This window comes from Lutibacter agarilyticus, assembly GCF_900188235.1.
GTDB lineage: Bacteria > Bacteroidota > Bacteroidia > Flavobacteriales > Flavobacteriaceae > Lutibacter > Lutibacter agarilyticus.
Genome location: NZ_FZNT01000002.1, coordinates 439,246 through 462,260 on the forward strand (window position 1 = coordinate 439,246; position 23,015 = coordinate 462,260).

Genomic DNA, 23,015 nt, shown 5'->3' on the forward strand with positions numbered 1-23,015 from the left:
TGCGATGAAATTAACAAAATAAAAACGAAAAGTGCAGCTAAATTTTTACATTTGATGCTTATGAAAATTTTTAAATTCATTTTTTACATAGTTTGGCGATGCTGGTTTTACGGTTGGGTATTGTTTACAATAATTCCAATTTTCCCTGTATTACTAGTTGTTACATCATCAGATAAATTGTATCCAGTATTTTTTAAAATAACACAGGCTTGGGCAAATACCATTCTTTTTGTCATGGGTTTTAAAGTAAGTTTGTTTGAAGAGGAAAAATTAGATGATAATAAGAGCTATATTTTTTGCCCAAATCATACTTCTATGATTGATATCATGCTTATGCTTTCAATAGCTAAAAATCCGTTTGTTTTTGTTGGAAAAAAAGAACTAACTAAACTTCCAATTTTTGGATTCTTTTACAAACGAACCTGTATTATTGTAGATAGAAATAACAGTAAAAGTAGAACAGCTGTTTTTGATGCAGTAAGAAAAAGATTAAGCAACGGATTGGATGTTTGTATTTTCCCTGAAGGTCTAGTTCCTGATGATGAATCTATAGTGTTGAACGAGTTTAAAAAAGGCGCTTTTAGATTGGCAATTGAGCACCAAATTCCTATTGTACCAATTAGTTTTTACGATTGTAAAAAAAGATTTTCATACACTTTTTTTAGTGGTAGCCCAGGGAAGTTAAGAGTCAAAATTCATGCATTTATTTATACGGAAGGTTTATCTTTAAAAGAGTGCGCTGCGTTAAAAAACAAAACTTTCAATTTACTTTATAACGATTTAATTTCCGACGAGAAATTACAACAACAACGTAATTAATTTGGTTCAACATTGTTTAACAATTATGAAAAAGAAGAACATCACTTATTACGATCCAAAAGAGGAAAAATTAAACGTAGTTTCTCATTTTATAGGCCTTATTTTAAGTGTAATCGCTTTAATTTTATTAGTTGCTTATGCACTTAATTATGGAAATAGTTGGCATGTAATAAGTTTTTCAATTTACGGTGCTAGTTTAATTGTGTTGTATTCGGCATCAACAATGTATCATTATGTTCAAACGCCTAGTTTACGTCAAAAATTAAACATTTTTGATCATTCAGCAATTTACATTTTAATAGCAGGTACTTATACGCCTTTTACCTTGGTGGTTTTAAAAGGTTGGGTTGGGTGGACCATTTTTGGAGTTTCGTGGGCGTTGGCCATTTTTGGGGTTATTTTCAAATTATATTACACCGGTAAATACGATAAAATTTCAACCATAGCCTATGTTTTAATGGGTTGGTTAATTGTTTTTGCAATAAAACCCTTGGTCAACAATTTTCCTATTGAAGGTTTGTTGTGGTTATTAGCTGGCGGACTCTTTTACACAGTTGGCGCTATTTTATACAGTATAAAAAGCATAAAATACAACCATGCCATTTTTCATATTTTTGTATTATTAGGAAGTTTCTCTCACTTTATGGCCGTATTTTTTTACGTATTGCCTATTCATAAAAATTAAACAACGTTTTTTTAATTATCTCCTTGTTTTTTAGTATTTTCAATGAAAATTTGCTGAATTTTAAAAACCTTCATTTATGAAACTTCGTTATGTATTAATCGCTCTAACTTTTAGTGTGCTTTTATTTTCTTGTAAAAAAGAAACTCCGCAAGAATCAACCAATAATTTATTTCAATTTAAAGAGTATATAAATTACACCACATCAGGCGTAGTTTCAATTGCTGAACCTATTAGAATTGATTTAGCAAAAGAAGTTGAATCTTGGGAGTCAAATCAAGAAATTGAAACGGATTTAATAACAATTAGTCCAAGTATAAATGGAAAATTATCAGCCTTAAATACACGAAGTTTATTATTTCAACCTTCAAAAAATTTACAACCAAATACGGAATATACTGTAACCGTGAAATTAGGTGAAATGTATGCAAACATTCCTTCAAAATATAAAACCTATACCTTTAAGTTTAAAACTATAGCACAAAATTTTGCCGTTGCAACTACCAATTTTCAATCGTATAATAAAGAGTGGCAATACATTGAAGGTAGCATTAAAACAGCCGATGTTTTAGCGTTTGAAAAAGTAAAAACTATTATTTCAGCAACACAAAAAAATAAAAACTTGGCTATAAAATGGAAAGAGTCAGACTCAATTCATACAAATTTTAGCTTCAAAATTGATAGCGTTCAGCGTTTTGAAGACGATTCTGAAGTGTTACTTTCTTGGAATGGAAAAACAATAAACGTTGATAGCGAAGGACAATCTTCATTAAGAATTGCAGGAAAAAACAACTTTTCAATTTTAAATATTGAAGTAATTCAAACTCCTGAACAATTTTTGAAAATTAATTTTTCAGATCCACTAAAAAAACAACAAAATTTTAATGGTTTAGTGGCTATTAAAAATGCTGAAAACTTAAAGTTTGTGGTTGATGGAAATATCTTAAAAGTGTATCCAAGCACCAGAATTGCAGGAAATGTGTTGGTTGATGTTTTTCAGGGTATTAAAAGTGTTGATGGTTATAAATTAAAAAAATCATTTTCTGAAACAGTTGCTTTTGAACAGTTAAAACCCGCAGTTAGGTTAATTTCAAGTGGCGTTATTTTACCAAATTCAAACAATCTAAAAATAAATTTTGAAGCCGTTAATTTAAAAGCAGTTGATATACGAGTTATCAAAATTTTTGAAGACAATGCGTTGCAATTTTTACAGCAAAATAGCTTAGGAAGTAACAACAGTTATAATATTAGAAGAGTAGGAAGAAGAGTTGCTAAAAAAACAATGAATTTAGTAACAAGCAACGTTGAAAATAATGGAAAATGGAAAGCCTATGCGGTTGATTTGTCTGAAATGATAAAAGCCGATCCGGGTGCAATTTACAGGGTTGAATTCAGCATAAAACAGAAATATTCATTATTTAAATGCGAACGAAGCGAAGTTGAAACTTCAACTACTGAAGACTTTTTTGAGGAAGATTTTTATGAAGAGGATGTTCAGTTGTCAGACGATTTAGATGAAAGAGAAGAGCAATATTGGGACAATTTAATTTACAATTATAACAACGACTATTATAACTGGAGAGATCGTGAAAATCCGTGTAAAAAAGCGTATTATTTTAATGAAGATAATACAGTTTCTATTAATATTTTAGGTTCTAATTTGGGTGTAATTGCTAAAAAAGGCGAAAACAAATCGTACTTTTTTGCAGTGACAGATATTTTAACAACGCAGCCAATTTCAGAAGCTACAATTAGGCTTTACAATTATCAGCAACAAGAAATTGCAAAAGCAACCACCAATAATGAAGGAATTGCAAATGTTGAGTTGGGTAAAAACGCCTTCTTTGCAATTGTTTCAAAAAACAAGCAAAAAACTTATTTAAAATTAGAAGATGGTTACTCGCTTTCGTTAAGTAAATTCAATGTTTCAGGAAAAAAATTACAGAAAGGTTTAAAAGGCTTTTTGTATGGAGAACGTGGTGTTTGGCGACCAGGAGATTCCATTCATTTAACATTTGTTTTAAACGATAAGGCAAATCCGTTACCAAAAGAGCATCCTATAAAATTAGAGGTAACTGATGCTCGTGGAAAATTAGCCTTTAAAGAAATTACAACCAATAACGTAAACGGAATGTACCAATTTACAGTGCCAACTTCGAGCAATGCACCAACAGGAAATTGGAATGGCACAGTAAGCGTTGGTGGTGCTAAATTTCAACAATCGTTAAAAGTTGAAACCGTTAAACCAAACCGCCTAAAAATTAATATTGATTTTAAAGATGAGGTGCTTACAAATAAGCAGCCAATTAACGGAACTTTAAGTGTAAAATGGTTGCACGGCGCGGTTGCAAAAAATATAAAAACTGAGGTAAATGCTAAATTTAGTTCAAACTTTAATGCGTTTAGTAAGCAATATCCAACATATATTTTCAACGATCCTACGAGAGATTTTTCTTCGGAAGAAGTGAAAATATTTGATGGAAAATTAAACGAAAAAGGAGAAGCAATTATCAATAAGAAAGTAAGCTTAAAAAATAAAGCTCCGGGAATGTTGAAAGTTGCATTTTTAACCAAGGCTTTTGAAAATGGAGGTGATTTTTCAATGGATGTAATTACTAAAAATTACGCGCCTTATACTTCTTTTGTTGGGTTGAATTTACCGAAACCAAAAGCATATAATTCGTATGATACTGATGAGAATATTGAATTTGATGTGGTTTCAATTGCTGCGGAAGGAAAACCAGCACCAAATACACAATTAGAAGTTGAAGTATTTCAAATTCAATGGCGTTGGTGGTGGAGCTCAAGCTACGAAAGTTTATCATCATACAGCGGAAGCAGTTATCACAAACCATATAAGAAATTACAATTAACCACCAATTCCGCAGGAAAAGCAAACTTTAAATTAAACATTTCAGATGATGATGGCGGACGCTATTTAATTAGAGTAATCAATAAAAAGAGCGGACACGCAACAGGCGCAACAACCTATTTTTATAAAAACTGGTGGAAACGTCCAACCAACGATCCTGAAGCTTCAAAAATGTTGGTTTTTTCTTCAGACAAAGATACGTATAATGTAGGTGAAAAAGCAGTGATTACATTTCCGTCAGGAACCGAAGGTCGCGCTTTAATTAGTATTGAAAACGGAACAGAAGTATTGCAAACTATTTGGAAAAAAACAGTAAAAGGAGAAACAAAAATTGAAATTCCTATTACCAAAGAAATGACTCCAAATGTGTTTGTAAATATTTCATTACTGCAACCACATGCGTCAACAGCTAACGATTTACCGTTGCGTTTGTATGGAATTATTCCGTTGTTAGTTGAAGATTCAAGCACACGTTTAGAGCCACAAATTTCTATGCCAGAAGTGTTGAAACCTGAAGAAGAATTTACCGTAAAAGTAAGTGAGAAAAACGGCAAAAGAATGTCGTATACCATTGCAGTTGTTGAAGAAGGTTTATTAGATTTAACCAGATTTAAAACGCCTAAAATTTGGGATGCATTTTATACGCGTGAAGCTTTAGGTGTAAAAACCTGGGATATTTTTGATGATGTAATTGGGGCTTATGGAGGTAAAATTGAACAAGTTTTATCAATTGGTGGTGATGGTGATGCAGCTGGTGGGAAAAACAAAAAAGCAAACCGATTTAAACCCGTAGTTCGTGTGTTAGGGCCTTTTACGTTAACAAAAGGGAAAGCAGCAAAACACAGTATAAAATTACCAAAATACATTGGTTCGGTTAGAACCATGGTAATTGCTGCTGATAATTCAAATGGAGCTTACGGATCTACAGAAAAAGCAACACCAGTGCGTAAACCATTAATGGTGTTAGCAACCTTACCGCGTAAATTAAGTCCGGGAGAAAAAGTAACATTACCTGTCACTGTTTTCGCTATGGAAAATTCCGTTAAAAACGTAGCTGTTAGTTTAAAATTATCTGAAGGAATAACCATAGTTGGTGAAAAAACACAACAACTTTCATTTGAAAATCCAGATGAAAAAATGGTGTATTTTGAGTTAGATGTTTCAAACGCTAAGGGAATTGGAGACGTAGCGATTATTGCGCAAGGCAATGGTCAAAAATCATCATACGAGGTTGAAATTGATGTAGTAAATCCAAATCCTGTTTCTTCAAAAGCAATTGCAGCTGAATTAGAGCCAAATGTAACGCAAACTATAAATTTTGAAACCTTCGGAATTAAAGGAAGTAATTATGCCGTTATTGAGTTTTCAACATTGCCATCTATGGATATTTCAGGAAGGTTACAGTATTTAATTCAATATCCACACGGTTGTGTTGAACAAACAACCTCAAGTGTGTTTCCGCAGTTGTATTTAGGTGAAATTATGGAGCTTACAATTCAGCAAAAGCAAGAAATGACCAAAAATGTAGAGAAAGCAATTGAACGCTTAGGGAATTTTCAATTGCCAAATGGCGGTTTAAGTTATTGGATGGGGCAAAATTCAGCCAACGATTGGGGAACAAGTTATGCAGGACATTTTATGATTGAAGCTTCAAAAATAGGCTTTGTACTGCCATTAACTTTTATTTCAAATTGGTTAAAATACCAAAAACAAGCGGCTCGAAATTGGAGACCTACATATAAAACCTATAATTCAGATTTAGCGCAAGCATATCGTTTATATACTTTGGCGTTGGCAGGACATCCAGATTTATCGGCAATGAATAGATTGCGAGAGTTTAGTGAACTTTCAAACAATGCAAAATGGCGTTTGGCAGCTGCTTATGCATTGGCAGGTCAAAAAGAAGCAGCGACTAAAATTGCGAATACGGCAAATATTAATTTTGAAACTAAAAACAACGATTATTACACCTATGGTTCTGTAGATAGAAATAGAGCAATGGCTATGGAAACAATATTGTTGACTGGTGATGTTCAGGCAAAGGAATTGGCAAAATACATTGCTAAAAGATTGTCTTCTAACAATTGGATGAGTACCCAAACCACTGCGTATAGTTTATTGGCAATGGCTAAAATGGTGGAATTGAATGGCGGAAAAGCTTTGAATTTAAAGTATACAATCAATAACGAAAAATCGAAGTCGGTTACTACTAAGTTTGCCATTGCACAGCAACATTTAAAAATTAATGAAGGTGTAAACAGTATTTCAATTACAAATAACGAACGTAATTTAGTATTTATAAATGTGTTGAATTCTGGTATTCTTCCTTTAGGTGAAGAGATTTCAGAAAAAAGAGGTTTAGGTGTTCAAGTTCAATATAAAGATACGCAAGGGAAAATAATTGATGTTTCTAAACTTTCTCAAGGAACTGAATTTGAAGCCTTAGTTACTGTAAGTAATTTAAAAGCTGAAGATGTATACGATATTGCATTGACTGAAATTTTTCCTTCAGGTTGGGAAATTGTAAATACACGTTTTACCGATTTTGGTGCTACAACCGTTGGAGCAGCTAATTTTACCGATATTAGAGATGATCGTGTGAATTTTTACTTCAATTTAAATGGCAAAGAAACCAGAACATTTAAAGTGCTGTTAAACGCTTCTTATTTGGGGAATTATTATTTATATGGTTTACAAGCTGAAGCAATGTACGATAATGAGTATTTTACACGTACAACAGGAAAATGGATTGAAGTGGTGAAGTAAATTAAGTAACGTCAAGCTGAACTTGTTTCAGCTTCTCATCATGCGATTCCGAATCAAGTTCGGAATGACGAATTTTGATAATGATTGATAAAATATTAAAACATAAAATCAAATTAATAATAGCCGTTATTTTAGTAACGGCTTATTATTTTGCATTGCCAAAACAACTATTTAAAGACCCTACATCAACAGTTATTGAAAGTGCCGAAGGACAATTGTTAGGAGCAAAAATTGCAAGTGATGGGCAATGGCGGTTTCCACAAAACGATCGTGTTCCACCCAAATTTAAAGCGTGTATTGTTAAGTTTGAAGATGCTTATTTTTATAAACATCTGGGATTTAATCCCATTTCAATTGTAAAGGCTATAGTTGAAAATTTCAAATCGAATAAAGTAAAAAGAGGCGGTAGTACGTTAACGCAACAAGTAATACGATTATCTAGAAAAAATCAAAAAAGAACCTATTTTGAAAAACTAAAAGAATTAGTTTTAGCTACACGGTTAGAGTTTCGCTATTCAAAAGAAAAAATACTTTCGCTATATGCTTCTAACGCTCCATTTGGCGGAAATGTTGTTGGTTTAGATGTGGCTTCTTGGCGTTATTTTGGGCGGTTTTCAAACGAACTTTCTTGGGCAGAAAGCGCAACGTTGGCGGTTTTGCCAAATGCGCCAAGTTTAATTTATCCTGGGAAAAATCAAGAGCAATTATTGCAGAAAAGAAATCGTTTATTACAAAAATTATTGAATGAACATATCATTGATACGTTAACCTATCAATTGGCAATTGAAGAAGCATTACCCCAAAAACCTTATAGAATTCCACAAGTAGCAACTCATTTATTGCAAAAAGTGGCGAAAAATCAACGAGGTGAAAAAGTAACAACTTCGATACAAATGAATCTTCAACAGCAAATAAATGCTATTGTAAAAAAACATTATTCAGAATTAAGTCAGAACCAAATTAACAATATGGCGGTATTGGTTTTAGATGTAAAAACTAGAAAAGTATTGGCGTATGTAGGAAATTCCCCAACTACACGTCAGCATCAAAAAGATGTGGATATTATTAATAAACCGCGAAGTACTGGGAGTGTTTTAAAGCCTTTTTTGTATGCTGCTATGTTAGATGCTGGGGATATTTTACCCAATACATTGGTGGCAGATGTGCCAACTCAAATAGGAAGTTATAGGCCAGAGAATTTTAATAAAAAATTTGATGGAGCAGTTTTTGCAAGTGAAGCACTTTCAAGATCACTAAATGTACCTGCCGTTAGAATGTTGCAAAGCTTTGGTTTAGACAGGTTTCATCATTATTTAAAGGCATTAAAATTAACCGATATTAAGTACAATGCCAATCATTATGGGTTGTCGTTAATTTTAGGTGGAGCTGAAAGTAATTTATGGGATTTATGTAAAAGTTACGCATCCATGGCTTCCACCGTTAATCATTACGATGATACGCAAGGTAAATACTATAAAAAAGAGTTTATAGAACCTTCTTATTTGGCTAATTTTAATCCAGAATTTGGAGCAACTTCATTAGAAAAAAACATTTTTGACGCAGGTTCTATTTATTTAACTTTTGAAGCTTTAAACAAAGTAAACCGTCCCGAAGAAGAGCAAAATTGGGAGTTTTTTAATGAAGCTAATAAAATTGCGTGGAAAACAGGTACTAGTTTTGGATTTAGAGATGCTTGGGCAATTGGAACTACCAAAGATTTTGTTGTTGGTGTTTGGGTAGGAAATGCAGATGGAGAAGGCAGACCTGGATTGGTAGGTGTTTCAACTGCGGCCCCAATTATGTTTGAAATATTTAATTATTTACCCAATAGTAATTGGTTTGAAGCTCCTTTTGATGAATTGGTTCAAATACCAATTTGCAGTAAAAGTGGTTATAGAGCTGGTGAATATTGTGAACAAAAGAACACGGAGTTTGTGCAGCAATCAGGATTAAAAACAGCATCTTGTCCGTTTCATTTTTGGGTACATTTAGATGAAAATGAAGAATTTCAGGTAAATACTTCTTGCGAAACATTGCCAAATATCATTCATAAAAGTTGGTTTGTTTTACCACCTTTAATGAGTTATTATTTTAAAAAAAAGAATCCGTTTTATAACTATTTACCAAGCTTTAGAAAAGATTGTTTGGGCGAAAATAGCACCACAATGGATTTTATAAATCCTAAAAAAAATACCACATTTTATTTGGCGAAAGATTTCAAAGAACAGGAGCAAGGAATTGTGTTTAAGCTAGTACATTCAAACCCATCAGCATTAGTTTTTTGGTATTTAGATAGTGAGTTTATTGCCACTACACAAAATATTCATGAGTTAGAAATGAAACCTAAAAAAGGAGCTTATATGCTTACTGCAATTGATGAACAAGGTAATGAAATTCAAAAAAAAATTGAAATAAAATAACCTTTTGAACATCAAATCAAAAGTTGTATCTTGCAAAAAAAAATCTAAGATCTATCCAGAAAACTATGTTACAAATTTTATTAGTTGATGACGAAAATGATGCTTTAGAAGCTCTTGAATGGAAATTAAATAATTACATTGATAATGTTGAAGTTACAACTTGTAATTCGCCAATTAAAGCGATTGACATTATTAATGAAGGAGGTCTTGATGTAGTGTTTTTAGACATACAAATGCCAGAAATGGACGGTTTTACCATGATTGAAAAGCTAGAAAATAGAGATTTCAATTTAATTTTTACAACAGCACATGACGAATTTGCCTTAAAAGCAATCAAAGTCTCAGCAATTGATTACTTATTGAAGCCAGTTGATAAAGATGAGTTGCTTGAAGCAATGGAGAAAATTAAAAAACCAAAAAAAGGCGATTTATTAGAAAATAAATTACAGTTATTATTAAATAATTTAAATGACAGTAATGATAAAATTAATATTTCTGCTGACGGTAAAGTATATTTATTAGATAGAGACGATGTTGTTATGTTGAAATCGGATAAAAGCTACACAACAATATATTTAAAAAATGAGCAACAAATTTTAGTTTCTAAAACCTTAAAAGAGGTTGAGAAAAAATTCTTGTTTTCACAATTTTTTAGAGTTCATAATTCTTATTTAATTAATTTAAATCATGTTAAGGAGTACTTAAAAGGTCTTGGAGGTGAGTTGATTATGACAAATGGATTAACGGCAAGTATTAGTAGAAATCGAAAAGCTGAGTTATTTAAGAAACTTTATTTAGACTAAAAGAATGTTATTAGATTTTCATTCTGAAATATATTCGTGGATAAGAGGAGGACTTTTCATCTTATTCATATACCATTTGTTGATATATTTTCAAAATAAGAATAATCTATATTTATACTACAGTTTATATTTATTTAGTATTACCCTTTTTCTTTGTCAATCTTTTATTGCAGAGGTAATTCCTAATTACACAGAGTATGCTGATTTTACCATACAATTTTTAGCTTACGGGGCTTATATTGCTTTTGCTAGGGTTTTACTAGATTCTAGAAGTAAACTTTTAGAATGGGATAAGTATTTAGAAATAGAAATTAAAGTTTTACTCGTTCTATCACCTATCTTTTTATTAATTCAGTTACTTTTTGGTTACGAATTTCAATTAAAGGCTTTTATTGTAATAGCTCCAATTATTACAGCTTTTACCATTTATACGTTTTATATTATTTTAAAAAGAATAAAAAACAACAATACAATTAATTTTGTAATAGCTACCTTATTTTATTTAGTGTTTGCAAATATTAGTTTTTTAGAATTAGTTATCGGAAAAGAAGCTTTTACTAATTTTGGTGTTGATCCTGTATTTTTTATTTATGTTGGTGTTTTGTTTCAATGCTTAATATTATCAGTAATTATAGGTTCAATTATTAAAACAATTGAACAAAAAAGTAAAAATGCGGAAGTAAAGTTAGCGGTAAAATTAAAGGAAATGGAAGAGCTGAAAATGACAGCACTTCAAAGTCAAATGAACCCTCATTTTTTGTTTAACTCATTAAATTCCATTAATAATTTTGTATTAAAAAGTGATGTTGAAAAAGCATCAGATTATATTACAAAATTTTCGAGATTAATACGTGTAATTTTAAATAGTTCTTCAAGTCCAACATCTACATTAGCCGAGGAGTTAGGTATTTTAGCCTTGTACGTAAAGTTAGAACAAATGCGTGTAAATGGAGGCTTTAGCTATAAAGTAAATATTCAAGAACATATAAATTTAGAAACTATAAAAGTTCCTCCTTTATTTTTGCAGCCTTTTATTGAAAATGCAATTTGGCACGGGATTATGAAAAAGGAAGGTGAAAAAGCAATCAAATTATCAATAAAAAAAGAAGATAATATGGCGGTTTGTATTATTGAAGATAATGGTATTGGAATAAATAAAGCCAAAGAAATTAACCACATGTCTCAAAAGCGTAAATTCTTTGGTGCAAAGGCAACAGAACATCGAATTAAAATTTTATACAAAAACAAAGATGTACTTATTGAAACAAAAGACATTTCTTCAAGTCAAGAAACGGGTACAAGAGTTTCAATAAAATTTCCTTTAGAATAACACTATTTTTTATTTCGAAATAGCTTCCATAAATTTTATAAAGCATAATATAAAAAATATTTTTTTGCTTAGTTCAACCTTAATTTTTTAACTAAAACAGTTAACATATTGATTAATAGTATGGTAAAAAGATTCTTTAACGTTAATTGATTATGCCATTTATTTAATTAAACTTACCATTTATTTAGTTTTAAAGTTGTTTTGTGAATTTCACTAAAAAGAATAGCAGAACACTCGTATATTTGTATTGTAATTTCGTCAAGAGGGGTTTTGGCACTTTACATTTAAAACATTAAATAAGTCTTTGGGGTTGATTTATTTATTCCTTGAACATTGTAAGAACGTATTACAATGTTCAAGGTTTTTTTTTGAATTAAATTTTTTAAGAAATAAATACCTTTCCGTTTTTAATAGATATATTTGAAATAATTTATGAAGAAAATTACTCAAATATTTTTAATCTTATTTGTACAGCAAATTTGGTCTCAGATTGATTATTCTGAAAGTTGGCAAGACTTTTATTCGTACAATAATGTAAAAGATTTTTTAAAGGTTGATACCGATATTTTTGCAATAGCTGATAATGCTTTGTTTAAGTATAGTTTAAATTCAGGTGAAATCAACAAAATATCTTCTGTGAACGGTCTTTCAGGAGAAACTACTACAAGTATTTATTATAGTGAAGCGTACGATAAAACGGTTATTGGTTACGAAAATGGTTTGTTAGAAATAATTGATGCCGATGGAACCATTACAGTTGCAAAAGATATTTTAAATTTTAGTTACTCTGGGAGTAAACAAATTAATAGTATAACAGGTTTTGAAAATAAATTGTATTTAGCAACGTCATTTGCGATTATCGTTTATAATTTAGAAACGCTACAATTTGGTGATACTTATTTTATTGGGAACCAATCAACTGAAATTGAAATTAATGACATTAAAATATTTGAGGATGTTATTTATGCAGCCACAGAAGATGGTATTTTTACAGCAGATGTTTATAATCAAAATTTAATAGACTATAATAACTGGACACATAGTTTTAGTGGAAACTTTAGGTCTATCGCAATTTTTAATAATGAAGTTTATACAGCACGCGATAGAAATTTATACTTAGTTGAAAACAATACATTGTACTTAAAAAACACAAGTACTCAAACTATTAGAAGCGTTGAAGCATCATTAGATTATTTAACCATTGGAACACAACGTACAGTTACCGTTTTTAACAATAATTTAGTTGAAGTAGTTAGCCATACGTCAATATCTACCGATTTATTTTATTACAATTTAAATACAGCTTATTTTGAAAATAATGAACTTTTTATTGGAACCTCAGAGTTCGGAATTTTAAATAGTAATTTACAGCAAATAAACGATTTTATAGAAATTCACCCTGAAGGTCCAACATCAAATGCTCCTTTTTCAATTGCGGCTAAAGAAAATCAACTATGGGTGGTTTATGGTGGTTATAATGCAGCTTATACACCTTTAAATGGGTACTATCCTATAAGTCATTTTAACGGTGATCATTGGTTAAATAAGCCTTATAATGATTTTAAAGTTAAAAATTTGGTGAATATTACTTTTGATATATTTAATATAAATAAAGTATATGTGAGCTCGTGGGGTGCTAGTAATCCGAATGATATATCAAATACTGGAGGAATGTTGGTTATTGAAGATGATGAAGTGACCGACTTTTGGAATTATACAAATAGTGGTTTAGAAAAATTGAATTTGCCTCAATCACCAAATTATATTTCAACAAGAATTAATGGTTCAGGAATGGATAATAAAGGAAATTTATGGATTGCGAATGCTTGGGTTGACAATAGAATAAAAAAATACAGTGAGGGTGGAAGTTGGTCTAGTGTTGATATGAGTACCACAATTACAAATACAGCATTAGGTTTAAATGAACTTGAGGTTGATAAAACCACAACAGTTTGGATTGGATCTAGGCGAAATGGGGTTTTGGTGTATAATGAATCAGGGAATAATAAAACATCTTTAACAACTGAACAAAATAGAGGGTCGTTGCCAGATTTAAATGTAAGAACCGTAAAATCTGATAGTAGAAATAGACTTTGGATAGGTACAAAAAAAGGGATGGTGGTACTTTATAATGCGTCTAATGTTATCAATCAAGCTGTTGTAAATGCAGAACCTGTAATAATAATAGACGATGGAATTCCGAAGAAATTATTAGGAGACCAATCTATAAATTCAATAGCAATTGATGGTGCCGATAATAAATGGTTTGGAACTGAAATAGGAGGGGCTTTACAAACCAATCCAACAGGTTCAACTACGTTACAAAATTTTAACAAAGACAATTCACCACTACCTTCAAACAATATTTTAAAAATTGCAGTTGCTGATAATTCAGGGTTGGTATACTTTGCTACAGATAAGGGTATTGTAGCCTTTAACAGTAATGTTGCAGAGTATGGGGAAAATTTACAAGAGGTTTATGCGTATCCAAATCCTTCAACAAAAAACAATGAATTTATTACAATTGATGGAAGAAATGGAACACATTTACCAAGAGGTACCAATATAAAAATTGTAGATACTGCAGGTAATTTAGTGTTTGAAACAAATATTAAAGAAGGTCAAGAATTGTTTGGAGGTAAAGTTGTTTGGAACAAAACAAACTTAGCTGGTAAAAAAGTAGCTTCAGGGGTATATATTGTTTTGTTAACTGCCAACGAAAATTCAGAAACTGAAGTTGCTAAAATTGCTATCATTAACTAATAATGATTGAAACTACCAAAGCAATTGTATTAAATACAATAAAGTATGGAGACACCAGTTTAATAGCAACTTGTTATACTGAAAAATGTGGTGTAAAATCGTATATGCTTAGAGGTGTTTTAAAAGCTAAAAAAGCAAAGATTAAAACAGCATATTTTCAACCATTAATGCAATTAAATTTAACGGCCAATCATAACAACAAAGGTTCTTTAAATAGTCTTAGAGATGTTGAAGTTGTTCATTTTTACAGTTCAATTTATGTGAACATTAAAAAACAAACTATAGCCCTATTTTTATCTGAAATTTTAAATCAATCTGTTAAAGAAGAAGAATATAATAGTGCATTATATACTTATTTAGAAACCTCATTTTTATGGTTAGATATGCATGAGGATGTTTCAAATTTTCATTTACTTTTTTTATTGAATTTAACTAAGTTTTTGGGTTTTTATCCTGAAATAAATACAATTCAAAATACTTATTTTGATATGGTAGAAGGTAGGTTTACAGCTATAAAAGAGCCCAACGCTATATTTGGTGAAAATTTAGATCAATTTAAGAAGCTGTTAGGCATAAATTTTGATGTTCTTCACCAAGTTAATTTTAATGCGGCTAGTAGACAGGTCGTATTAAATATGCTCATTCAATATTTTGAATTACATTTGAGCGGTTTTAAGAAACCTAAATCTTTAGCCATTTTTAAATCGGTATTTAGTTGATTATGAGATTTTTAGTTGTTATTTTTTTTATTACATTTTCAATTCAATCACAACAAGTTAAGGTGTTAGAGTTAGGGGTAGATTTTCCTATTGAAAATGTTACTATTTATAATGAAACCAAGGAGACAATAGTATATACCGATAAATACGGAATTGCTGATTTATCAGTATTTAAAGAAAGTGATATTATTTCATTTTATCATATAGGTTTTTTTGAGTACGAAATTTTAAAAAGAGAACTAGGTGAAATAGAGTTTGTGGTTCATTTAGTGAAAAAATCAGAGCAATTAGATGAGATTGTATTATCAGCTTCTAAAGGCAACGAAAAAAGAAGTAGGATTGCAGAACAAATTGCTGTAGCTTCGGAAATAGATATTAAAAAGTTGGCACCTCAAACATCAGCCGACTTGTTGGCTAATTTACCAGGAATAAAAGTTCAAAAAACCCAATTTGGCGGTGGAAGCCCAGTTTTAAGAGGTATGGAGGCTAATCGTGTTTTATTGGTGGTAGACGGCGTTAGAATGAATAATGCCATCTACAGAATGGGGCATTTACAAAATTCTATTACAGTATCACCTAATATTATTGACAGAACAGAGGTTATTTTTGGACCATCATCAGTAGTTTATGGGTCAGATGCTTTAGGAGGTGTAATTCATTATTTTACAAAAACACCTAAAACAAGTTTAAATAATGAAGTTAAGGGTGAAATTTTTTCGAGGTACAGTTCTGTAAATAATGAAATTACTACTCAGGCTAATGTTGAGCTTCAATTTAAAAAATGGGCTTCGTTTACCAGTGTTTCATATAGTGATTTTGGTGATTTAAGAATGGGTAAAAGTAGAAATCACGGGTTTAAAGAATGGGGAAAAGTCTATGAATATTCAAATAATACAGATACGTATTACAACACAAACCCGGTTCAAAATGAAAATCCAACACTTCAAAAAAATACAGGGTTTAAGCAAACTGATATATTGCAAAAATTTGCAATCCCATTTTCAAAAAATACCGATTTCACCTTGAATCTTCAATATTCAACTTCGTCAAATATTCCAAGGTTTGATAATTTAACGCAATATTCAGATGGTAGTTTAAAGTTTGCGGAATGGTATTATGGACCGCAACAACGATTGTTAGTTTCGCCTCAATTAAAAATTAATCCGTCTAAAAAATGGTTAGATTATGGTACAATTACATTAGCGTATCAAAATATTAAAGAGTCGCGAGTGCAACGAAAATTTACAAGTTTAGATCGTTCTTATAGAGATGAACAAGTTGATGTATTTAGTTTGAATGGAGATTTTTTTGTTCCATTAACAAATGATAATAGTCGAATTTTTTCCTACGGAATTGAAGCAACGCATAATAATGTAAATTCTGAAGCAATTGGTAAAGTATTGGATATTTATAACAATACTGTTGTTGGTTTTACTGATGAATTTACGGTACAATCTCGTTATCCTGATGGAGGAAGTACCTATACAAGTGCTGCGGCTTATGTAAATTACAGACAAGATATTAGTGAAAAGTCAACCTTAAATACAGGGGTGCGATTTATAAATACACATTTAACGGCAAAATGGATTGATGATACCTTTATTACCTTGCCTAATATGGGTATTTCATTAAGTAACTCTTCACTAACAGCAACCATTGGCTATATTTTTAAACCAACTTTAGATTGGCAAATAAACGGAATTGTTTCTTCAGGTTTTAGATCTCCAAATATTGATGATATTGGGAAAATTAGAGAGAAAAACGGAGATGTTACGGTGCCGAATATTTATTTAAAGCCTGAATATGCGTATAATTTTGAAACCAGCGCTATAAAATATTTCAATCATAAAAAATTTCATATAGGTTTAGATGTATATTATACCTTATTACATAACTATATTACACGTGATTATTATGAAATGGATGGTTCTTCAACTATTATTTATGATGGAGAAGAGGCCAATACAATGGCAAATGTAAATAAAGGCAATGCATACATTTATGGAAGTACTTTTAGTTTTAAGGGAAATTTTAATCCTATGTGGTATACTAAAGGCTCTATAACTTATACCAAGGGTATGGCTTATGATACTAAAAACAGATTATCATCTATCCCTCCTTTATTTGGTATGTTAGAACTTGGATTTGAAAAAAAACGTTTTCAAGTAGGTGTTAATTGGGTTTTTAACGGTGAAAAAACTCTAGAAACATATAATTTAGTAGAAGGTATTGATAATCTTGAAGAAACGCCTTACAATCCTTTATTAGACACTTATTACGGTACTCCAAGCTGGAATATTTTTAATTTAAATGCAAATTACAAAGTAAATAATAATGTAAGCCTATTCGTAAACATTGATAATATTTTTGATATTCATTACAAAGAATTTGCTTCAGCAATTAGTGCTCCAGGACGTAATTTTTCAGCTTCCTTGTTGCTAAATATTTGATGATATATGTCATTTATTTATGAAAAACAACCATTTATAGATAAATAATTCTATTTTTTTTAGTAAATTTATAATCTACTAGTCATTAATGTTATAATTATGGGGTTGTTTAATAACGCATTAAAATGCTTTAATGTTAAATTAATAGCACTTTTATTATTTGTTGCCTTTACAGGGAATGCTCAAGTGATGCAAGTTAATATTCTTGGTGGAGCAGAAGTGGCCTCGGGAACTACAATTTCAATAACTGCAGGAAATAGTATAACTTTCAGAATTACCAATACTAGAAGTAATTGCGGAACTTTAAAGGTTGAAGATATTATATTAAGTGACCAAGCTAATTTTTCAGTTTCACACAAAAAACTCTCTTATAAAGTAAAGTCATCAGCTTGTAAAAACGGTAATAAATATCTAGATTTTACAGTAACTAATACTAGTGGAGGCTGTGTTGCTTCAACAAATATAACTATAGAAAATAACAAAGATACTCCAGATTTTTCATTTACAGTAGCTATAAATTCTTCTCCAACAATTTATGTTTTAGGGGGTAGTCCTTGGGCTGATATTAACCATGGAGATACAGCAACTTCACCAACTAACGGAACGTATTTTGGTGTGGTTGAAGAAGGTAATACGGTAACTAGAAGATATTTTATAGCTAATATTGGAAGTTGTGATTTAGATATAACATCATTAAGTAGTTCAAATCCTGATTTTATAGTATCATCTCCTTATACAATTCCTTATGTGGGCATTCCTTCTTATTATTATATTGTTATTGATGTGGCTTTTGCCGTAGATAATTTAACCCCTGCGGGTACAAACACCTCTATTATTAGCGTTGGAAATACAGATAATACAACATTTACGTTTACGGTTAGCGGTGAAGTATTTGATTTTAATATTCCTGGTCCGGGAGGTATTACTGCCGATTTTAGATTATGGCTAAAAACTACAAGAGGTATTACAAAAGATGGAAGTGATAAAGTTTCTGAATGGAAAGATTTAGGGACCAACCCAAAACATGCTACTCAGCCTACTTCTTCAAATCAACCAACTTATATAGACAGTATTGCTTCAAACATTAATTTTAATCCTGTAATTAAATTTGAAAACGATGGAGGTAGTTTAGAGCAGTATTTGTACAATGATACAAATGGATTTTATAGTCAGGATATGTTTGTTGTAATGATTCCTAATGAAACGATGACAAATACTTCTTCTAGAAATACCATTTTTGCTGGGGTTTCTAAAAAAGATATAAACGATAATACATTTGATGTTGATGATATTACTGGGGTAGGTTTCGGAGATTATACAATTAGAAGTTCAACCGAAGTATTAACTTACGCACAAGATGTAGATACATCTGTAGGAGTATTTAATAGTATTGTTGAAACAGGTTCTACCTATAGTAGTACCATTCCTGGAGTTTTAAATGTTAGAAATAATGCAGCAGCTACGGGACAAGAAATACTCTTTAAATCTAATGTTTTAACAACTGTTACAGCTTATGATGATATTGCTTATTCAAATGTAGGATATGTAGATGGCTCTTTGTGGCAAGGAACTCCTTATTGGATTGGTAGAAATCACGGAATACAAGGTAGTTTAAATGGAAGTATTGCTGAGGTTATGACTTTTGCTGAACGTCTTTCGGATACAAATAGGCAAAAAGTTGAAAGTTATTTAGCAATTAAGTACGGAGTAACTTTAGGAGTTTCAACCCAAGCTCAAAAAAACTATGTAAACTCTTTTGATACTGCTATTTGGGATATTTCATCAAATTCAGACTTTAATTATCACGTTGCAGGTATTGGAAGAGACGATGGCTCTGATTTAAATCAAAAGCAATCAAAAAGTATTAATAACACCAACGAAGTAACTATAGGTTTAGGAGGTTTGTTTACAACAAATACAGTAAATCCAAATGAGTTTAAAAAAGATGGTGATTTTTTAGTTTGGGGTTGTAATAATGGCGCTTTTACAGGATCAAATACCAATACAGTTACAATAGCAACTGGGCTTACAACTAACTTAACAAGAATTGATCGCAAATGGAAAATTGTAGAATCAAATGAAGATGTTGATGGAGAAGTAGGGAATATTTATATGGGTATTCCAGCAACAGCTTTTAGTAGTTTTACTAAAAATGCTACTGAAGAATATGTGTTAATTGTTGCCGATAATGAAAATTTTGCGAATGAAGATATTATTGATGTAATTCCACTAAAAATTAATATTGATGCTGCTGGAAATCCTATTTTAGATAAAGAAGGAAATCAAGTTTACAATACTTGGTATGATTTTCATGATACAAAGTTTTTCACATTTGGAAAAGCAACTCAATTAACAGGAAATAAATCAGTGAGTTTATCGTCTGGAGATTTTTTAGTTGGCGAGTACAATCTTAATTTAAGTGAAGATGCTTTTACAATTTCAGTATGGGTAAAAAGCCCGCCAAATGCAAGTACAAGAGCCATTTTGGCAAAAGGGAATAAAATGCAGTTGAGGCTAAATAGTACAAATAATATTGAGGTATTGGTTGATGAGGTAGATGACAATAGCCCTTCTTTTGTTTCTAATATGGCGCTAGATTCTAAGTGGCATCAATTAACCTTTGTATACAATAGTGGAACCATTTTTTTATATGTTGATGGAATCTTAGATCATTCTGTTCAAAATATAATTCATCCATCACCAAATTACAATCGCTTTACTGTTGGAGGTGTTTATATTGATAAAAACACTATAAACCATCCATTTATTGGAGAAATAGATGAGGTTTATGTTTGGGATCACGGATTAACACAAGAGCAAATTAGAAGCTTAATGAATCAAGAATTAGAGAGGTTTAATAGTGGGGGAATTGTTTATGCAACGGGTAAATTTCTCCCTCAAGGAGCTTCAAGTAACGAAGTAACTACAATTCCTTGGAGCGACTTAAGAGCGTATTATGATTTTAATTCATTTTATGGTTCAACAGTAGAAGGGCTAACAAATGATCGTTATTTTTTACGACTTAATTATCTAACCAAAGCAAAGTCTATTGTTGATAGTCAAACAGCACCATTGCCTTATATATCTGCTGAGGAAGGTCCTTGGGATTCACCAGCAACTTGGGTAAATGGAACAGAAAATATTTTACCAAATAGTTTAGGGTTAGATGGTTCAACTTATATAGATTGGAATATTGTTTATTTGGAACATAACATTAACTCAGGAGATAGAGACATAAAAGTACTTGGTTTAATTGTTCCCCAAAACGTGCAATTTACAATTGCAGATCCAGTAGTTACAGATCCTATTGAATTAAATGACGGACAAGGATTAACAATAACTCATTATTTAGAACTAGATGGTGTTATAGATTTGGTTGGCGAATCACAATTGGTTCAGTCTGAAGGGAGCGTTTTAGATGAAGATAGTGGTGGTTATATAGAGCGCGACCAACAAGGAACAGCAAATAGTTTTAATTATAATTATTGGTCGTCATCGGTTAGTGTTGTAGGTGGGAATATAGCAACATTAGGTACAGGTGTAGAAAGTACAAATACAGGTGCTTCAGTTTCAGAATTTTTACTAGACGGAACAAATTCTACAAGTTCTTTAACCGTAGATTTTGGAGGGGCTCATACATATGCTGATGGTTCATATACTGGGGCTAAAAGAATTAGTACGTATTGGTTGTATAAATTTTGGGGAGCATCAGAAGATTATAATGCTTGGTCTCCAATAAATGAAAACAATACCTTGTTACCTGGAGAAGGTTTTACAATGAAAGGAACTTCAGGAAATGTAACAATAGCAACCAATCAAAATTATGTGTTTAAAGGGAGACCAAATAATGGTGGTATTACGCTAGCTATTTCCGAAGGACAAGAAAGGTTAATTGGAAACCCATACCCTTCAGCAATTGATGCTGATGAATTTATTTTAGACAATATTAAAACTGATCAAACTTTTATTGATGCTAGTGGTGAAGAAAAAACAGGAAGAAGAACAGAGAATGTATTTAACGGAGCTTTGTATTTTTGGCATCATTTCGGTGAACAAGATTCGCATAATTTGAAAGAATATGTTGGTGGGTATGCAACTTATACACTTTTAGGAGGAACAGAGGCATATTCAACAGATGATTTAATTAACAATGCAACACCTTTGGTAGGAGGAGGAAAAGTTCCAGAGAGGTATATTCCTGCAAATCAAGGTTTTTTTGTAAGTGCTTATTTACCATCAACAATAGTGGGAACAACAACTACTGTTGATGGAGGTACAATTATGTTTAAAAACAGTCAACGTGTATTTGAAAGAGAGCGTTTTACAGGAACTAATGATGGCTCGTTATTTTTTAAAACAAGTAAAAAATCAACGATAATAAAGCAAGAAAAAATGGATAAACGTTCAAAAATTAGATTGAAGTTTAATTCTCCTAAAGGATATAATAGGCAGCTGTTGTTAGGTTTAGATGTAAATGCAACCAATAATTTTGACTTAGGTTACGATGCTCCAATTGCAGATATAGGAAGTGAAGATTTATTTTGGGTATTTAACGAGGCGAAGTTTGTTATTCAGGCTGTTAATAATTTTAATAATGAACAAGAGTTGGCGCTTGGTTTAATAACAAAAAGTGACGGTGTGGCTAGCATAGAGGTTGAAAGTTTGGAGAACATAGCCGAAGGTATTGAAATTTATATTAAAGATAATTTGTTGGATGAGATACATCAAATTAATAGCAAGCCATTTGAAATTAATTTATTAAAAGGTGAATATTTAGATAGATTTTATTTAATCTTTAAATCGAAAAAAGTTTCAAAAGAAGAAAATGGAATTGAGGAAGCTATAAAAGAGGAAGAAGCTACTTTAATTCAAGATGTTCAATTGTATATGAATAATACTTCAGCTAAACTTCAAATAAGTAGAAATACTGAGGTTAAAATTATTGAAATTCAAGCTTTTAATAATTTGGGACAACTTATGAGTGCTTGGAATAAAGGTTTTGATACTTTTGAATTTTCACTTCCATTTAATAAAGAATCAGGAGTATATTTTATTCAAATAAAAACAAATATCGGATTAATTAACAAAAAGGTTATTGTTAAATAAATAGGTGTTATTCATTGATAGTTAGGTTGTTATTAGTTTTTTTAATTGATAAATTATTTTTATGTTTATTTTTTTGTAATTTTGTAATTCCAAAACCCCACAAATTATGACAAAAAACTACATTCCCTATTCCAGTACTTTTTATTTTAAAAATCTAGTTAAAAAATACGTATAGTATATTTTAATGGTCTTTAACTATTTTGTAGTCAGTAATTTAATTCTGAATTGCAATATGTAGTAACTATTTTAAAACATATATAACTTTAAAAGTTTTTAATTATTAAT

At 30.9% G+C, this 23,015-nt stretch carries 10 protein-coding genes; all 10 read left to right on the plus strand.

Features of this window, described 5'->3' with window-relative positions:
* The first annotated feature begins 60 nt into the window (after positions 1-60).
* The 10 genes from CHB67_RS04665 to CHB67_RS04710 all read left to right on the plus strand — a co-directional run bounded on the left by CHB67_RS04665 (position 61) and on the right by CHB67_RS04710 (position 22,730).
* Positions 61-819, plus strand: a complete 759-nt coding sequence (locus tag CHB67_RS04665; RefSeq protein ID WP_089380682.1) for a lysophospholipid acyltransferase family protein — start codon at positions 61-63, stop codon at positions 817-819.
* Positions 820-844: 25 nt separating this feature from the next.
* Positions 845-1,504: a PAQR family membrane homeostasis protein TrhA gene (gene trhA, locus CHB67_RS04670; RefSeq protein ID WP_089380577.1), complete on the plus strand. Its 660-nt coding sequence runs from the start codon at positions 845-847 to the stop codon at positions 1,502-1,504.
* A 76-nt stretch (positions 1,505-1,580) separates the two neighbouring features.
* The gene (locus CHB67_RS04675; protein WP_089380578.1) at positions 1,581-7,139 is read left to right on the plus strand and encodes an Ig-like domain-containing alpha-2-macroglobulin family protein; all 5,559 of its coding nucleotides are present in this window, start codon (positions 1,581-1,583) and stop codon (positions 7,137-7,139) included.
* Between the two features lie 80 nt (positions 7,140-7,219).
* Positions 7,220-9,559: a penicillin-binding protein 1C gene (gene pbpC, locus CHB67_RS04680; protein ID WP_089380579.1), complete on the plus strand. Its 2,340-nt coding sequence runs from the start codon at positions 7,220-7,222 to the stop codon at positions 9,557-9,559.
* 65 nt (positions 9,560-9,624) lie between these two features.
* Positions 9,625-10,362: a LytR/AlgR family response regulator transcription factor gene (locus CHB67_RS04685; RefSeq protein WP_089380580.1), complete on the plus strand. Its 738-nt coding sequence runs from the start codon at positions 9,625-9,627 to the stop codon at positions 10,360-10,362.
* A gap of 4 nt (positions 10,363-10,366) precedes the next feature.
* Positions 10,367-11,692 (plus strand): sensor histidine kinase, encoded by a 1,326-nt coding sequence (locus CHB67_RS04690; RefSeq protein WP_089380581.1) that lies wholly within the window; start codon positions 10,367-10,369, stop codon positions 11,690-11,692.
* A 432-nt stretch (positions 11,693-12,124) separates the two neighbouring features.
* Complete coding sequence (porZ, locus tag CHB67_RS04695; RefSeq protein ID WP_089380582.1) at positions 12,125-14,455, plus strand: type IX secretion system anionic LPS delivery protein PorZ; 2,331 nt, start codon at positions 12,125-12,127, stop codon at positions 14,453-14,455.
* Between the two features lie 2 nt (positions 14,456-14,457).
* Positions 14,458-15,174, plus strand: coding sequence for a DNA repair protein RecO (gene recO / locus CHB67_RS04700; RefSeq protein ID WP_176461212.1), 717 nt, complete (start codon positions 14,458-14,460; stop codon positions 15,172-15,174).
* A 2-nt stretch (positions 15,175-15,176) separates the two neighbouring features.
* The gene (locus CHB67_RS04705; protein WP_089380584.1) at positions 15,177-17,624 is read left to right on the plus strand and encodes a TonB-dependent receptor plug domain-containing protein; all 2,448 of its coding nucleotides are present in this window, start codon (positions 15,177-15,179) and stop codon (positions 17,622-17,624) included.
* Between the two features lie 99 nt (positions 17,625-17,723).
* Positions 17,724-22,730 carry a LamG-like jellyroll fold domain-containing protein gene (locus CHB67_RS04710; protein WP_089380585.1) on the plus strand — a complete coding sequence of 1,669 codons (5,007 nt, stop codon included), beginning with the start codon at positions 17,724-17,726 and terminating at the stop codon, positions 22,728-22,730.
* The last annotated feature ends 285 nt before the right edge of the window (positions 22,731-23,015 follow it).

What these genes read in the sequence shown, in the direction of transcription:
- CHB67_RS04665 (WP_089380682.1), top strand. Translation starts at nt 61, where the DNA reads ATGAAAATTTTTAAATTCATTTTTTACATAGTTTGGCGATGCTGGTTT.
- trhA (WP_089380577.1), top strand. Translation starts at nt 845, where the DNA reads ATGAAAAAGAAGAACATCACTTATTACGATCCAAAAGAGGAAAAATTA.
- CHB67_RS04675 (WP_089380578.1), top strand. Translation starts at nt 1,581, where the DNA reads ATGAAACTTCGTTATGTATTAATCGCTCTAACTTTTAGTGTGCTTTTA.
- pbpC (WP_089380579.1), top strand. Translation starts at nt 7,220, where the DNA reads ATGATTGATAAAATATTAAAACATAAAATCAAATTAATAATAGCCGTT.
- CHB67_RS04685 (WP_089380580.1), top strand. Translation starts at nt 9,625, where the DNA reads ATGTTACAAATTTTATTAGTTGATGACGAAAATGATGCTTTAGAAGCT.
- CHB67_RS04690 (WP_089380581.1), top strand. Translation starts at nt 10,367, where the DNA reads ATGTTATTAGATTTTCATTCTGAAATATATTCGTGGATAAGAGGAGGA.
- porZ (WP_089380582.1), top strand. Translation starts at nt 12,125, where the DNA reads ATGAAGAAAATTACTCAAATATTTTTAATCTTATTTGTACAGCAAATT.
- recO (WP_176461212.1), top strand. Translation starts at nt 14,458, where the DNA reads ATGATTGAAACTACCAAAGCAATTGTATTAAATACAATAAAGTATGGA.
- CHB67_RS04705 (WP_089380584.1), top strand. Translation starts at nt 15,177, where the DNA reads ATGAGATTTTTAGTTGTTATTTTTTTTATTACATTTTCAATTCAATCA.
- CHB67_RS04710 (WP_089380585.1), top strand. Translation starts at nt 17,724, where the DNA reads ATGGGGTTGTTTAATAACGCATTAAAATGCTTTAATGTTAAATTAATA.